Source organism: Microcystis sp. M144S2, from assembly GCF_020246065.1.
Classification (GTDB): Bacteria; Cyanobacteriota; Cyanobacteriia; order Cyanobacteriales; family Microcystaceae; genus Microcystis; species Microcystis ichthyoblabe_A.
In genome coordinates, this window is record NZ_JADBTR010000061.1 from 1 (window position 1) to 13,940 (window position 13,940).

At 44.2% G+C, this 13,940-nt stretch carries 12 protein-coding genes and 3 pseudogenes; 7 read left to right on the forward strand and 8 right to left on the reverse strand.

The features are described from left to right. Positions 1 to 205: 205 nt before the first annotated feature. From IM462_RS07955 to hsdR, 4 genes are all read left to right on the forward strand, one after another. Positions 206 to 1,339 (forward strand): restriction endonuclease subunit S, encoded by a 1,134-nt coding sequence (locus IM462_RS07955; RefSeq protein ID WP_287701627.1) that lies wholly within the window; start codon positions 206 to 208, stop codon positions 1,337 to 1,339. 19 nt (positions 1,340 to 1,358) lie between these two features. Continuing rightward, positions 1,359 to 1,610, forward strand: coding sequence for a hypothetical protein (locus IM462_RS07960; RefSeq protein ID WP_238567829.1), 252 nt, complete (start codon positions 1,359 to 1,361; stop codon positions 1,608 to 1,610). A 190-nt stretch (positions 1,611 to 1,800) separates the two neighbouring features. Then, complete coding sequence (locus tag IM462_RS20975) at positions 1,801 to 1,950, forward strand: hypothetical protein (protein WP_353737355.1); 150 nt, start codon at positions 1,801 to 1,803, stop codon at positions 1,948 to 1,950. A 3-nt stretch (positions 1,951 to 1,953) separates the two neighbouring features. Further along, positions 1,954 to 4,266 (forward strand): EcoAI/FtnUII family type I restriction enzme subunit R, encoded by a 2,313-nt coding sequence (gene hsdR, locus IM462_RS07970; protein WP_287701629.1) that lies wholly within the window; start codon positions 1,954 to 1,956, stop codon positions 4,264 to 4,266. A 25-nt stretch (positions 4,267 to 4,291) separates the two neighbouring features. On the opposite strand, the pseudogene IM462_RS21190 reads toward hsdR, so the two are convergent. Together IM462_RS21190 and IM462_RS07975 are read right to left on the reverse strand one after the other, a co-directional pair. Beyond that, positions 4,292 to 4,393: pseudogene (locus IM462_RS21190) on the reverse strand (DUF4926 domain-containing protein); the annotation flags it as partial. A gap of 99 nt (positions 4,394 to 4,492) precedes the next feature. Next, positions 4,493 to 4,718: pseudogene (locus IM462_RS07975) on the reverse strand (DUF4926 domain-containing protein); the annotation flags it as partial. A gap of 278 nt (positions 4,719 to 4,996) precedes the next feature. Between IM462_RS07975 and IM462_RS07980 the strand changes: the two are divergent. Next, positions 4,997 to 5,704, forward strand: coding sequence for a hypothetical protein (locus IM462_RS07980; protein WP_287701631.1), 708 nt, complete (start codon positions 4,997 to 4,999; stop codon positions 5,702 to 5,704). Between the two features lie 163 nt (positions 5,705 to 5,867). Then, positions 5,868 to 6,278, forward strand: a complete 411-nt coding sequence (locus IM462_RS07985; protein ID WP_104396131.1) for a VOC family protein — start codon at positions 5,868 to 5,870, stop codon at positions 6,276 to 6,278. Here IM462_RS07985 and IM462_RS07990 read toward each other — a convergent pair. Then, complete coding sequence (locus tag IM462_RS07990; RefSeq protein WP_190380720.1) at positions 6,245 to 7,429, reverse strand: class I SAM-dependent rRNA methyltransferase; 1,185 nt, start codon at positions 7,427 to 7,429, stop codon at positions 6,245 to 6,247. The two genes, IM462_RS07985 and IM462_RS07990, sit on opposite strands and share 34 nt — an antisense overlap. 186 nt (positions 7,430 to 7,615) lie before the next feature. Between IM462_RS07990 and IM462_RS07995 the strand changes: the two genes are divergently transcribed. Further along, entirely contained in the window at positions 7,616 to 8,410 is a 795-nt protein-coding gene (locus IM462_RS07995) for an MlaE family lipid ABC transporter permease subunit (RefSeq protein WP_287701634.1), read from the forward strand. 74 nt (positions 8,411 to 8,484) lie between these two features. On the opposite strand, the gene IM462_RS08000 is transcribed toward IM462_RS07995, so the two are convergent. The 5 genes and pseudogenes from IM462_RS08000 to IM462_RS20980 form a co-directional block, all read right to left on the reverse strand. Continuing rightward, positions 8,485 to 9,837 carry a TIGR03279 family radical SAM protein gene (locus IM462_RS08000; protein ID WP_287701636.1) on the reverse strand — a complete coding sequence of 451 codons (1,353 nt, stop codon included), beginning with the start codon at positions 9,835 to 9,837 and terminating at the stop codon, positions 8,485 to 8,487. A 105-nt stretch (positions 9,838 to 9,942) separates the two neighbouring features. Beyond that, on the reverse strand, positions 9,943 to 10,275 hold the full coding sequence (locus tag IM462_RS08005; protein WP_287701638.1) for a DUF4164 family protein: 333 nt from the start codon (positions 10,273 to 10,275) through the stop codon (positions 9,943 to 9,945). Positions 10,276 to 10,585: 310 nt separating this feature from the next. Then, on the reverse strand, positions 10,586 to 12,463 hold the full coding sequence (gene ftsH4, locus IM462_RS08010; protein WP_287701640.1) for an ATP-dependent zinc metalloprotease FtsH4: 1,878 nt from the start codon (positions 12,461 to 12,463) through the stop codon (positions 10,586 to 10,588). Between the two features lie 77 nt (positions 12,464 to 12,540). Then, entirely contained in the window at positions 12,541 to 13,725 is a 1,185-nt protein-coding gene (locus IM462_RS08015; protein ID WP_287701642.1) for a tetratricopeptide repeat protein, read from the reverse strand. Between the two features lie 134 nt (positions 13,726 to 13,859). Further along, positions 13,860 to 13,940: pseudogene (locus IM462_RS20980) on the reverse strand (RNA-guided endonuclease InsQ/TnpB family protein); the annotation flags it as partial.

Consider the following 13,940-nt stretch of genomic DNA (forward strand, 5'->3'; position numbering starts at 1 on the left):
GCTTCGCTCCACCAGCATCCGGCTTCGCTCCACCAGCATCCGGCTTCGCTCCACCAGCATCCGGCTTCGCTCCACCAGCATCCGGCTTCGCTCCACCAGCATCCGGCTTCGCTCCACCAGCATCCGACTTTCGATTACGAAAATTGATAGAAAACAAAAAAATTAAAGAAAGTGCGGAGATTTTTACAAGTATTGGAGAGATTCTATGAGTGAGTGGAAAACCCAAAAATTAGGTGAAGTTTGCAAAATTGAAAAGAAAAAATATAATGGCTCAAATTTAGCATACGTCGGGATGGAAGACATTGAAAGTAATACAGGCAGGTTTCTTGGGTCTAAAATTCCAAAATCTGTCAAAAGCTCTACATTTAAATTTACATCAGAACATATTTTATATGGAAGATTAAGTCCTTATTTAAACAAAGTTATGTTACCTGACTTTGAAGGGCATTGTTCTTCTGAAATTTTTCCAATTAAAGTATCTAAAGAATTAGACCGTTCTTTTCTATTTTATTGGTTAACACAGAAGAAAATCATTTTAAAAATTGATGAAACTTGCACTGGCACTAGAATGCCTAGAGCAAATATGGAAAAAGTTTTAAATTTTTCTTTGGTTATACCCCCGATCGAAGAACAAAAAAGAATAGTAGAGATACTAGACAAAGCTTTCGAGGGTATAGCCCAAGCTGAAGCTAACACCCGAAGAAACTTAATTAATGCCCGGGAGCTTTTTGATAGTTATATCGCTAGAGTATTCTCTTGTAAAAAAGATAATTGGTTGGAAACAACTTTAGGAGACTCATGTTTTTTCTTTAATGGTAAAGCGCACGAAAAAAATATTGATAAATATGGTAAATTTATCGTTGTAAATTCTAAGTTTATTTCTTCAAATGGCTCTATAGAAAAAAGAACTAATTTCGATCTTTTTCCATTACTTATTAATGATATAGTAATGGTTATGAGTGATGTACCGAAGGGTAAAGCATTGGGCAAATGTTATCTAATAGAGCAAAACAATAAATATTCTTTAAATCAACGAATTTGTGCGATTAGATCAAATAAATTTAATAGTTTATTTTTATATTATCAATTAAATAGAAATTATTATTTCCTCAAATTCGATAATCAAGAAAATCAAACTAATTTAAGAAAAGACGACATTCTTAAATGCCCACTTTATTTACCGCCAATTGATGAACAGAAAGAGATAGCTTCCGATTTAACTCAATTTAAAGAAAATGGCTTGGTTCTTGAAACCATTTACCAACGCAAACTAGAAGCGATCGCCGAACTTAAACAATCGATCCTAGAAAAAGCCTTCACCGGTCAACTCAGCCAGTAGAACCGTTAAAATGTAAATAGTGTCTTCCCGTAGCTCCATGATCATCCAAAAAATCATCGACGAACTCCACGAAATCCCCGAAGATCACCTGACTCAGATTTACGAGATCGTTAGATCCTTTCGCCTTGAATTAGAACGGGAACGATCGCACAACCCAGACGACACCCCAGACGAGGAAATCGTCGCCAACCTTAAACAAGGAATGCAAGAAGCCCTAGGGGGAAATACCATCCCCCTAGATCGAATGTGGGAAGGCATTGATGTCGATTAACGAAAACCCCATCGAAATTAGACTCACCCCCCGCTTTCAAAAAGATCTCAAAATCCTCGCCAAACGCTATCGATCCATCCGCCAAGACTTATAACCCCTACTTCTGACCCTTCAGACAGGACAAACCCCCGGCGATCGCATTCAAGGATTCAATTTCCCCGTTTTCAAAGTTCGCCTCAAAAACAGTGATATTAAAAAAGGGAAAAGCGGCGGTTATCGAGTTATCTACTACCTGCAAACCCAGACCACCATCGTCCTCATCACCCTCTACTCCAAAACCGATCAAACCGACATAACCGATCAAGCGATCGCGGAAGCCATCAGCCAACTTGATTTCTAGCCCATGAACGAAGCCGAAACCAGAGCCGAACTGATTGACCCTGCCCTCAAAGCCGCGGGATGGGGAGTCATTCCCGACAGTAAAATTCGTCGCGAGGTAATTGCCCCCGGTCGTCTGATGGGTTACGGCCAGCGCAGTTCATCGAAAATCTGCGATTATGTCTTAGTCTATCGGGGTCACAAACTCGCCACCCTGGAAGCCAAAAAACCCGACGCGCACCCCACCGAGGGACTTGGGCAGGCTAAGGACTACGCCGAGCGCCTGCAAACCCCCTTCGCCCTCTGTACCAACGGCCTCCGCATTTATCGAGTGGATACCCGCGCCGGAAAAGAAGGCTATATCGATCGCTACCCCACCCCGGAAGAACTCTGGTCCGCCACCTACCCGGATCCCAACCACTGGCGCGACCGTTTCGCCACCGTCCCCCCCGATAATAAAAGCGGGATGCGCGAGGCCCGCTACTACCAACACAACGCCATCCAGGCCGTTCTAGAAGCGATCGCATCTGGTCAAAAACGGATGCTCCTGACCATGGCCACCGGCACCGGCAAAACAACGATCGCCCTTCAAATCGCATGGAAACTCTTTCATAGTAGTTGGAACCTGAGCGGTGAACCGACCCACCGGCCCTGTATTCTCTTCCTTACGGATCGCAATATTCTGGCTAATCAAGCTTTAACCGAGTTTACCGCCTTCCCCGAAGATGCCCTCGTTAGGATCGAACCGAAGAACATCCAGAAAACAAAGAAAGTCCCTAAAAACGGCAGCGTCTTTTTTTCGATCTTTCAAACTTTTATGACCCAAAACGGCGAGGAACTAGCCCCTAACTTCCTCGAATACGCTCCCGACTTTTTCGACTTGGTGATCGTGGATGAATGTCATCGGGGCGGGGCCAACGACGAAAGCACTTGGCGAAAAATCCTCGAATACTTTGCCCCTGCTGTACAACTGGGATTAACCGCCACCCCGAAACGGGATCTCAACGGCGACACCTACAAATATTTCGGCGAACCCCTCTACACCTATTCCCTGAAAGAAGGCATTAACGAGGGCTACCTAACCCCCTTTAAGGTGGTTGAATTCACCACCAGCCTCGACGAGTACCAATATGATCCCGACGATGAACTGATCGAGGGCGATATCGACGAAAACAAGGTTTATACTGAATCCGACTTTAACCGGATTATCGAGATCGAGGAACGGGAACGCCAACGGGTAAAAATTTTTATGGAGGCGATCGACCAAAACGAGAAAACCCTGGTTTTCTGCGCCAATCAAGACCACGCCCTAGCCATTCGCGATCTGATCAATCAAATGGCTATCAGCAGCGATCCTAACTACTGCGCTCGCGTTACCGCCAACGATGGCAGCTTGGGAGAAACCCACTTAAAAAAGTTTCAAGATAACGAGAAAAGGCTCCCCACCATCCTCACCACCTCTCGCAAACTCTCCACCGGGGTGGATGCTAGAAACCTGAGAAATATCGTTCTACTGCGTCCGGTGAAATCGATGATCGAGTTCAAACAGATTATCGGGCGGGGGACGCGCCTTTTCGATAATAAGGACTATTTTACTATCTACGATTTTGTTAAAGCCCATGAAAACTTTAACGATCCCGAATGGGACGGGGAACCGCAGGAACCCGTCGTCATCGATCCGAGGCCGCGCCCCGAACCACCTGACGCGATCGAATATCCTCTCGACGAGCCAGATCCTCTGCCGATACGTCAGAAAATTAAAATCAAACTGGCCGACGGCAAGGAACGAGAACTAGAACACACCCAGAAAACAAGCTTCTGGAATGCCGACGGAAAACCGATCTCGGCCGAGGAGTTTATCCAGCAGCTTTTCGGGGATATTCCCGCTCTTTTTCAAGATGAAGCGGAATTGCGCCATCTCTGGAGCCGACCCGACACCCGCAAATCCCTGCTAACTGGACTCGCGGAAAAAGGCTACGGCGAGGAACAGCTACAGGCGATCGCCTGGATCACCAACACGGAAAACAGTGATATTTACGACGTGCTGACCTATATCGCCTACGCAGCCAGACCCTTGACGCGAGAAGAGCGGGTAATCAAGCACAAAGATTTAATTTTCTCGAAATACACGGGAAAACAACGGGAGTTTCTGGACTTTATTCTTGATCAGTATATTCGCTCTGGCGTTGGCGAGCTTGACCGGGAGAAATTGCCAAAACTGATCGAGATTAAATATCACACCATTAACGAGGCGATCTCCCAATTGGGAGAAATTCAAGAAATTAGCGGGGTATTTATGAGTTTTCAGGCTTATCTTTACTTAGAAGACGCGGCCTAATCCCCCATAGGGGATACAGCACGGGTTAGGGTCTTTTGTCAACGGGGAAGTCCAGTAAAGAGCGAGTGAAATCTAAAATTTTTTGTTGTTTTTCCCTGGGTAATTTATCAATCAAAGCTGTTAGCTGTTAAGTAAGTAGTTATAATTAAATTGAAGATAGATTTTGCCTCTGATCCCCCCTGCCCCCCTTGATAAGGGGGGTGCCTGACAACTTTTAACACCTAACTAATTAAAGATAACCACGTTTTGCTCTTAGCTTTCCAGATGACAATAAATTGCTGCATTGGCAGAGGACAAAGGGCTATAGTTTCCCCTCGATCATTACTAAATTCAATTTCGTAACAACCATCATTGTAGTCTTCAACGATTGTCCCTTGTTCTCCCATTATTAAGTTATATTCAGGCAAGTCAACTAATAATTCAACAAGGTCAAATAATTCTGGTTTAATCATGGTCTTTTTCTCACATATAAAGTTATACTAAATCCGTTGAGTATAGGCTACATATCAGGACAGGTAAAAGGCAAAAGGGGCAATAGATAATCAATCTTTAATAACCAGATTTAGTATCATGTATATAGAAAAAGTTCCTAAACGTAATTTCGCCGTTAAATTTATTAAGATTTGTAACCAGTAAGGGGGCAGCGGATACAGCTTATGGTTTTGTTAACGGGGAAGTATAAATAGGGCGGCTGGGGCGATAATTAGTTTAGTATTAGTGAAAATTTGGAATGGTCATGATTATGATGAAATTATTAGGATGTGTAGTCATTTTTGCAAGTTTAGTCAATGTTACACCAGGAATGGCAAATTATTTCCCCCGACAAATTGCCCAAGCGTCTAGAACTTCTTCGATTCAAGGTTATTGTTTTTCAGTCGCTAATGATGATCTGGATGCTACCGCGAGGATTTATATTCAGGGAAATCAAGTCAGCGGTCGGGTAGAAGCTACAATTCATAATGAACAAGAATCCTATTATACTTCCTATACTCAAACCTTACGAGGAACAAGAAAGGGGACTCAGTTAAACTTAAATATCACGACAAAAATTGAGTTAGACACCCAAAAAACTCAAGAAATCTGGACATTAACCGCAGATTCTTTGAATACGGGACGAGAAGTTTATCAAAAACAACCTTGTTTAGTGTCTCAAATCCGGTTTGCACCAGGAACTAATAGCGCCACCGTTAATCAATCGGTTGTGCGAGGGAGTCGAAATATTTATCTCTTAAGAGCAAATCGAGGACAGAGAATGGATCTGAAAATTACATCATTAGAAAATAATGCCGTATTTGATGTGATTGCACCGAATGGGGAAATATTGAAAACAGAAGCTACCCAATCTAGTCTAAAATTACCTGCTACTGGAAATTATGAAATAATTGTAGGGGGAACTCGCGGCAATGCCACCTATAAATTAAATGTTAAAATTCAATAAATAGTAGCAATGTCCACCCGAAGATACTTTCATTGGTGGAACTTTAGCCAAAAAATTGTCAACCACAACGGTAGCAGCATCAATCTTGAATCAGTAAACAGTTATCAGTTATTCAGTTATCAGTTTACTGTTTACCGATCACTGAAAAAGCTTGCCAACCCCGATGAATAACCCCCCCGACAGTCCATTCAATTACACAGAGGCTTTTATTGCCCTAGGAACGAGTAATTTCGATCGCTCGGTGCAGTTTTATCGTCAACTGTTGCAGCAGGAACCAAGCCCCTACCTTGCCGCCGTTTATGCGGAATTTAGGCTGATTAACCTTAAATTAGGTCTTTTTTGCCCTAAAGAGTCCCACAGAGAGGAATTTGGCGATTCTCGGGGCAGTGGCATGAGCATTTGTTTCGAGGTGGAGAGTCTCGAAAAAGCGATCGAGCATTGGAGCGAAATCGGCTATGGTGCTAGGGGAGAAATTAGCCAGGCTTCCCATGGCAGAGAAATCTACATCTATGATCCCGATGGTAATCGTTTAATTTTCCATCAATCCACCGCTAAAACCAATCCTTTCAGATAGGAACCTTCCGAGTGATAGATACTGGTGGGATGGTCCGCCGGTTGGCTTAAACGTGCTAAAATTCGCACTGGGCGAGCCGATTCAATGGCGGCAGCCATGACAGCCCCCTGAAAATGTTCTTCATTAACCACTTGGGAACAGGAAAAGGTGAAAATAATACCTTGGGGGCGAATTTTCTGGAAAGCTTGCTGATTTAATCTTTTATAAGCCATAACCGCCTGATGACGGGATTGGATACTTTTGGCAAAAGCGGGGGGATCGAGGACAATCAGATCGTAATCCTCCTGACAGTCGCGCAGAAAGTTAAAAACATCGGCGCTGTAGGATTGATGGGGAACTTCGCTGAGATTATTCAGGGCGATATTTTTTTCGGTAAGATCGATCGCACCGTGGGAACTATCAACGGAATCGACTAGGGCAGCCCCGGCTTGCATAGCATAGACGGAAAAGCCGCCAGAATAAGAAAAAGTGTTTAAAACCCGTTTATTATGGGAATATTGAGATAATAAAGCTCTGTTTTCTCTTTGATCGAGGAAAAATCCCGTTTTTTGTCCTTTTTCCCAATCAATAATAAAGCGATGGCCGGATTCTAACACCTCATCGCTGGTTTTTTGACCAAATAAGTATTTATTCTCGGAAATATGGGCGCTTTTCGCCAAAACTGCGGCACTTTTATCGTAAACTGCCCGTAAATTGTCAGCGTAGATAGTTTTCAGACAATCGACAATCAGATCGAGACGTTGGTATAAAGCTAGGGAATAAGCTTGAATAACCGCCGTGCCATTGTACCAATCGACGATTAAACTGGGTAAACCGTCTCCTTCAGCGTTAATTAAACGATAACAGTTAGTTTTCGGGTTATCCACTAAACCGATTTGTTGCCGCAGCTGATAGGCATTCTGGAATTTTTCGAGAAATAATTGAGCAATATCGCTGACTTTTTGGAAAGAAAGAATTTTAACGGCAATATTGCTAGGATTATACAGTCCAGTGGCTAGATATTCGCCTCGATCGCTATAAACCTCAACGATAGCACCCTCTTTGACTTCCCCCTCCATCTCTTTAATCGCCCCGGAAAATATCCAAGGATGGAATCGTTTAACAGCATCAATTTTATGGTTTCTCAGGATAATTTTCGCTAAATCTGGCATGGATGAAGAATCAGGGTTGATAGCTGACGGCTACTAGATAATTCTATTATCCCCTGCTGGCAGCACAAAACCATGGTTTGTTATCCCTCGATCGAGTGGCATCAAAGCAAGTCCCCACAATCGAGGGATAATCAGAGGGAATTCTCGCCTATAATAAGTTAGATTTTAGCGATAGTCCCTCGACAAATGCCAAGAAAAAGTGATGCTGCCAGTGGTTTAAGTTTATGGTTCCAACGTTTGGGGGCTGCCAGTTTATTAGCGGGACAAACTTTTTTACATATTCTTAATGGCAAAATCCACCGGCGTAATACTCTGGAACAAATGAGTATTGTGGGACCAGAATCCTTGACAATTGCCCTAATTACTGCTGCTTTTGTGGGTATGGTTTTCACTATTCAGGTAGCCAGAGAATTTATTTTTTTTGGGGCGGGTAGTTTTGTTGGGGGAGTCCTTTCCTTGGCTTTAACAAGAGAATTAGCCCCGGTTTTAACCGCAGTGGTGGTAGCGGGGAGAGTTGGCTCGGCTTTTGCCGCCGAAATTGGTACAATGCGAGTCACAGAACAAATTGACGCTTTATATATTTTAAAAACCGATCCGATCGATTATTTGGTCATTCCCCGGGTGATTGCCTGTAGTTTAATGTTACCCCTACTCACTATTATCTCTTTAGTCACGGGATTACTCGGTGGTTTGTTGATTTCTGATAGTCTTTACGGTATTTCCTATTCCCTATTCTTACAATCAGCCCAAAATTTTCTGGAAACATGGGATTTAATTAGTTCTATGTTAAAGTCCCTAATTTTTGGGGTTTTAATTGCCATTATCGGCTGCAGTTGGGGTTTAACCACCACCGGCGGTGCTAAAGGAGTTGGTCAATCTACTACCACGGCTGTGGTAACTTCTTTATTAGCGATTTTTGTGGCTAATTTTTTCCTCTCTTGGCTGATGTTTCAAGGTACAGGTAATGTGGAGCTAGGCTAAGACAGTAATCAGTGATCAGCTTCTGAAGGCAAGAGGCAAAAGGCAACAGGCAACAGTAAAGGGATTGGGGGAGATTAGGATTTGTTCAAGGGATTGAGAGTAAGACAAGTTTTAATTAATTCCTCCACTCCCAGGACTGGATAAATAGGGACTCCTAACTGATTAATAACAGTTTCTAGGGTGATATCATCTAAAAATACCGCTTCTCCATGCTTGAGCATGAGGGAGGGTAATAAAACCCCATCCCCAAGATTTTTACCTTGTAATCCTTTGAGAATATCTTGCCCTGTTAATAAACCCGTAACGGTGATTTCCTGCCCCCAATAATCACTATTTAAAGCCACTAATTCCACGGTTAAACCCTGCACCTTATTTAACTGTTTAACTAGGGGTTGAAAAGCTTGTTCTACCGCATTGCCCACTACCCATACCAACCGTCTAGAGGGACTAATTTGAGCAGGTAATAACTTCTTAGCTGTCTTCTGGAAATCCCTAATAAATTGACGAATCGAGCCAACTCCGTTACCGATTTGGGGATAATCTTCGTAGTGAGATTGAGGGGGTAAATCGACTCGGGCAATTAAAAACCATTCATCGGCTAACCATACCACATTACTGCCAAATTCTTGACGAAATTTTTTCTGTAAAGTTTGGACTTGTTCAATCACTTCTCGCGCTTTTTCTTGACTAACGGGAATTAATTCATCTTCTTGGGGACGAAAGCGGGTTAATCCCACGGGAACTACGGCAATCGACTCCACACAGGGAATATCTCCCCGATGAAAAGAAACCAGATCTAACAGAGTTCTTTCGAGATGAATTCCATCATTGATATTGGGACAAACTACCACTTGTGCATGAATTTGTAATTGTCTCGCTTGTAGCCATTTTAAATGGTCTAAAATTTGACCAGCGCGGTGATTTTTTAAGAGACGAATTCTCAGATCGGGTTCCGTGGCGTGAACGGACACAAAAAGCGGTGATATCCGCATCTTTTCGATCCGCTGCCATTCTTTTGAGGTGAGATTAGTTAAGGTTAAATAACTGCCATAGAGAAAACTTAAGCGATAGTCATCATCTTTATAGTATAAAGTTTCTCTTTTGCCCTCTGGTTGTTGATCGATAAAGCAAAAAGGACATTTATTATTGCACTGAATTAAGCCATCAAAAAGGGCGGTTTCAAACTCTAAACCTAAGTCTTGATGATAATCTTTTTCGATTTTTACTTGGTGAGTTTTGCCCTGACTATCAAGCACTTCTAGGGTTAAAAATTCATCGGCACATAAAAATTGATAATCGATTAAGTCCCGAGGACGATTACCATTAATAGAGACGAGCGCATCCCCGATTTCAAAACCTACCTCGGCGGCGATCGAATCTGGGATGACACCACTAATTTTAGCTGGACGAATAGTTAATTCACTCATATTTTTAGGTTGCCATCCAATTATTTAACTGCATTTCCCAGAGAGTCTTTGGCTGCGTTTTAATATTTGTCAAGTTAATTCTACAGCATTTTAGGGCGATCGCTGTTAGGGATTGGGGAAAAAACCAAAAAGTTTAGCAGCCCCTCCTAAAATGGCCACAATCAGAGCGACGAGAATCCCCCGATTGGTAAATTCCTGATAGGCAACTCTTGCAGTTAACCCTTTAATTTCTGTGGTTAGTCGCTCATCCAAGGCTTTAATCTCCCCTTTGAGTTCGACTTGTCCTATTTCCACTTTCGTCAACCGTTCTTCTATCTTATCAAATCTCTCATCTACCTGATCAAATCTCTCATCGATCCGTTTTTCCAGAGAATCGATTTTCCCCTCAATCCTTGTCAAAACAGCTTCTAGGGAATAAGTGACGGTTTCGTTAGCCATTTTCTGTCTCCTTTAGCTCTTCTGGATTCACCATCGTGATCTCAATATCAGTATCGCTGATTTTTGCCTCCCAGTTTCAATCTCTAATAGGGGTTAAGATTAATGGGAACGCTGTAGGGTTGATTCATGAATCAACCCTACAAAGTATTAATCTCTAATAGGGGTTAAGATTAATGGGAACGCTGTAGGGTTCTGGGACTGCGGAGAGGCAAAAGGAAGAATAAATAATCAATTTTTAATAACTGGATTTAGTATAATGGCAAAAAACCCATCTTTGTTCAAGATGGGGTAAGGCAAAAATCAAATCAATCTAAACAGTAACAGGTTCTCGATCGAGGGGTTTAACGCGCTCGAGCAGTGCTTGCAATTGTTCCCCTTCAATCACCTCTTTACTGAGGATTTCTTGGGCAATTTCTTCGAGTAAATCGCGATTTTGAGCCAGGATATCCAAGGCCTGCTGATGACCATTTTCGACAATCTCTTTCACTTCATTATCGATCGCTTTGGCCGTATCATCGCTCACCAAACGCCGGGGATTCATCATGCCATCTCCCAGAAAACTATTCTGTTGACCTTTTTCGTAGGCTAGAGGACCCAAGGTCTTACTCATACCATAGGTCGTCACCATGCGTTCGGCCAAGTCCGTCGCCCGCTGCAGGTCATTAGCAGCCCCAGTAGTAATACTACCGAAGATAATTTCTTCGGCAGCCCGACCGCCTAAAAGAGTAGCAATTTGGTCGCGTAATTCCGTATCATCCATCAGGAAACGGTCTTCCGTGGGCATTTGCAGGGTATAACCGAGGGCTGCCATGCCGCGAGGCACGATCGAAATCTTAGCAACTTTACCCCCTCCCGGCATAACTGCACCGACGAGAGCGTGACCAACTTCGTGATAAGCGACGATTTTCTTCTCTTTTTCCGAGAGAACCCGGCTTTTCTTCTCTAAACCCGCCACTACCCGCTCGATTGCCTCATTAAAGTCCTCTTGGGCGACGGTGCTGCGTTGATTGCGGGCTGCCAATAAAGCGGCCTCATTGACTAGATTAGCTAAGTCAGCACCAGCAAAACCGGGGGTACGGGTAGCAATCTGTTTTAAATCCACACCCGATCCTAATTTTACCTTACCTGCGTAGATTTCGAGGATTTTTAAGCGACCGGCCAGATCGGGACGATCAACTAACACTTGGCGATCAAAACGGCCGGGGCGTAAAAGGGCGGGATCAAGAGTTTCGGGGCGGTTAGTGGCGGCCAGCACGATCACCGTGGCATCACCGGCGTTAAAACCGTCCATTTCCGTCAATAATTGGTTTAAAGTCTGTTCCCGTTCATCGTTACCCCCCATAAAATTACCGTTAGCGCGAGATTTACCGATCGCGTCTAATTCATCGATAAAAATAATACAGGGGGCTTTTTTCTTGGCCTGTTCAAACAGATCTCGCACTCGGGCCGCCCCTGCACCGACAAAGAGTTCCACGAATTCCGAACCCGAGATACTAAAGAAAGAAACTCCCGCTTCTCCCGCTACTGCTTTCGCCAGCAGGGTTTTTCCTGTCCCCGGCGGACCGACTAGGAGGACACCCTTGGGAATCCGCGCCCCGATTTGAATGTAACGTTGGGGATATTTGAGAAATTCGACGATTTCGGCCAATTCGGTTTTCGCTTCTTCCACACCGGCCACATCTTTAAAAGTGGTTTTGGTGGTGTCTCCTTCCACATAGACTTTAGCGCGACTTTTGGTAATCGATAAAGCCCCGGCCGGACCACCGCCACCGCTGCGAGCGAGGAAAAATTGCCAAATACCGACAAAAATCAGGGGAGGAATCACCCAACTAAGGACACTACCAATCCAGCCATTTTTTGGCGGTGGTGCGGCGGCGAATTCTACGCCCTTGGCTTCTAGACGTTTGGGCAATTCTAGGTCAAAAATCGGTGTAGTGCTGAAAATTCGTCCGTAGTTGCCCTCTTGGTCGTTTTTAAGCTGATAACGAATCTCATTCTGTCCCACGGATACCCTAGCGACGTTGCCATCTTCCACTTGGTCGATAAAAAGACTATAGGGAACTTTGGGGACGCTAGGGCCAAATAATTGCGGAAAAAGGAGGTTAACAATCAGAAATAAGCCGCCCACGGCTAATAAAACATTACCGATCAGGCGGGATTGTGAAGGAGGTTTGCTTTTTATACTCATTGCTGGGCTTGATTCATTAAAATTAGTCTCTATACTTCCCCCATTGTAGGCTGTTGACTGCTCAAGTTCAGATTGAATCAGGCGGGGGGATTACCGTCGTCTTCGGGCGGTTTTTGCTCTAGTAAAGCCTCTAGACGAGTTTGGGCAAGCTCAAAATCCGGCGCAATCCCTAAAGCTTTTTGGTAACAGGCGATCGCTGCTTGGGTTTCGCCCAAATTTTCTAGGGTACTGCCGCGATTGTACCAAGCTTGATAAAAATTATCGTCCGCTTCTAGCACCTGTTGCCAACAGTCTAAAGCCTCTTGCCAACGTTGCAGTCCGTATAGGGCGCTGCCTCTAGCGTTAATGATTTGGTGATCGTTGGGGGTGATTTCTAGGGCGCGATCATAACTATTTAACGCCTCTTCGTAGTTACCAATCATGGCTAAGGCACTACCACGATTATGCCAGGCCGAGGCTAATTGGGGATCGATCGTCAAGGCCTGTTCCCAATCAGCGATCGCATTTGACCAATTGCCTAAATTTGCCTGTTCTAAGCCCTGATTAAACCAATCTTCGGCAGTTTCAGGGTTTTTACCTTCCTGGGAGGAAAATTGAGCGATCAGACTATCAATAATGCTTTCTGCGTCCTTATTTTCGATGCCCAATTGTTCGGCCATTTGCCCGGCTAGGGTAGGATCGTTTTGCAGACGGTCAAATAATTGATCGAGGGTGAGGGTTTCTAATTGGGGATTTTCCGAGTCATTACCGTTAAAATCGCTAGTTTCACCGGAATATAAGAAATTTTCTGGGGTTTGCGGCTGGGAATAACTGCCCGGGGCCTCATCGTCGCCGGCGTATTCCCAGATTAAAGTGGCAGTTTCTTTGGTGTAGAGTTGATAACCGATCTCGTAGGAAGCTTCACCAATACGTTCAATCCCGGGGAAAGCGCGAGCTAATTCTCCTAAACGGATCATTCTGGTGGCGAGAAGTTGGTTAAGGGAAGCGGAGGATTGCAGACGTGTCCCAAAGCGCTCTAACCATTCTACCCAATCTTTTTGCCGACCTCGATCGCCCAGTTTCTCAAAAAATCTCAGAATTCTGCCTTCGTGCCAACCGTGGGACACTCCATCGAGTAACTGCATATAGAGAAACTCGTAATCTGTATCGGTTAGGGGAACAGATTCGATCGCTTGTACTTTCCCCTTTCCCCCTTGTCCCCCCAAAAGTCGGGTAAAAAAGTTTTCGATCGCACGCCAAAGTTTTCTTAAAAGTCCCTGCATTCTAATCTCGACACTGGTTTTATTAATCTTGCAAGCATCACCCAATTAGTCTAGCAGTTATCAGTTATCGGGGATTGACTCTCCCCCGCTAACCGCTCGCGCGGTGTAGCGGGGGATTCTCGGTTCTTAGGCTTTTAACTAGATCGACCGAGTTTAACCCAGTCGATCCCCGTCAAATCGCCTCCGCGAGCGTTTTCTAACACGGTCAGTCCGAC